At 60.3% G+C, this 1,187-nt stretch carries 1 protein-coding gene; it reads left to right on the forward strand.

The window, feature by feature from the left end:
* The first annotated feature begins 61 nt into the window (after positions 1-61).
* A protein-coding gene (locus tag DVU99_RS19550; RefSeq protein WP_114241907.1) for an IS3 family transposase occupies positions 62-1,170 on the forward strand; the annotation gives its coding sequence in 2 pieces (ribosomal slippage) (positions 62-323 and positions 323-1,170; 1,110 coding nt in all).
* The last annotated feature ends 17 nt before the right edge of the window (positions 1,171-1,187 follow it).

The raw sequence follows: 1,187 nt of genomic DNA on the forward strand, positions 1-1,187 counted from the left end.
GTAATCTCACTCCACACATAACTGGAGGTCTCCAGGCAAACTAGCCCCAAGGAGACCCACGATGCGCAAGAGCAAGTTCACTGAGAGCCAGATCGTCACGACGTTGAAGCAAGTCGAAGGCGGCCGGCAGGTCAAGGATGTCTGCCGCGAGCTCGGTATCTCAGAAGCGACGTACTACGTGTGGAAGTCCAAGTACGGCGGCATGGAAGCCTCGGACGTGCAGCGGCTGCGCGACATTGAGGCCGAGCACGCCAAGCTCAAGCGGATGTATGCCGAACTAGCGATGGAGAACCACGCCCTGAAGGATCTGATCGCAAAAAAGCTGTAGACCCGGCGCATAAGCGCCCGCTCCTGGCCTGGCTGATGAGCCAGCACGGCTGGAGCGAGCGTCGGGCATGCACGGCGATGGGGCTATCCCGGTCAACGGCTCGTTACCGGGCCCGGCCTGATCGGGATGAGGAGGTTATCGCGTTGTTGGCGGAGTTGGTCGAGCGATTTCCCGAGCGGGGGTTCGACAAGCTGTTCCAGTTGATCCGTCGTCGCGGCTTCGTCTGGAATCACAAGAGAGTGTGGCGCGTGTACTGCCTGATGCAGCTCAATCGCCGGCGACGTGGCAAGAAGCGTGTCCCAAACCGGCATCCGTTGCCCCTGGTGGCCGGCGAACAGATCAACACGAGTTGGTCGATCGACTTCATGTCCGATGCTTTGTGGGACGGGCGTCGCTTTCGTACCTTCAACGTCATCGACGACTTCAGTCGCGAAGCACTGGCCATCGAAGTGGATTTGAATCTACCGGCGGCGCGTGTCATCCGCACGTTGGAACGCATCGCAGCCTGGCGTGGCTATCCCGTCAAACTGCGCCTGGACAACGGCCCGGAGTTCATCGCCCTGGCACTGGCCGAGTGGGCCGAACGTAAAGGGATTGCCCTTGATTTCATCGAACCTGGCCGTCCCATGCAGAACGGCTTCATTGAACGCTTCAACGGCAGCTACCGACGCGGCGTCCTCGACATGCATGTGTTTCGAACCCTCAGCGAGGTCCGCGAGCACACCGAGCTATGGCTGGCCGACTACAACCAAGAGATTCCCCACGATAGCCTCGGCGGGCTGACGCCCGCCGAATTCCGCCTTCAAAACGAACCGGAGACCTCTGGTCTTACGTGGCACTGATTAGCGGGGAGTCGACA

Source organism: Dyella sp. C9 (assembly GCF_003332825.1).
Classification (GTDB): Bacteria; Pseudomonadota; Gammaproteobacteria; order Xanthomonadales; family Rhodanobacteraceae; genus Dyella.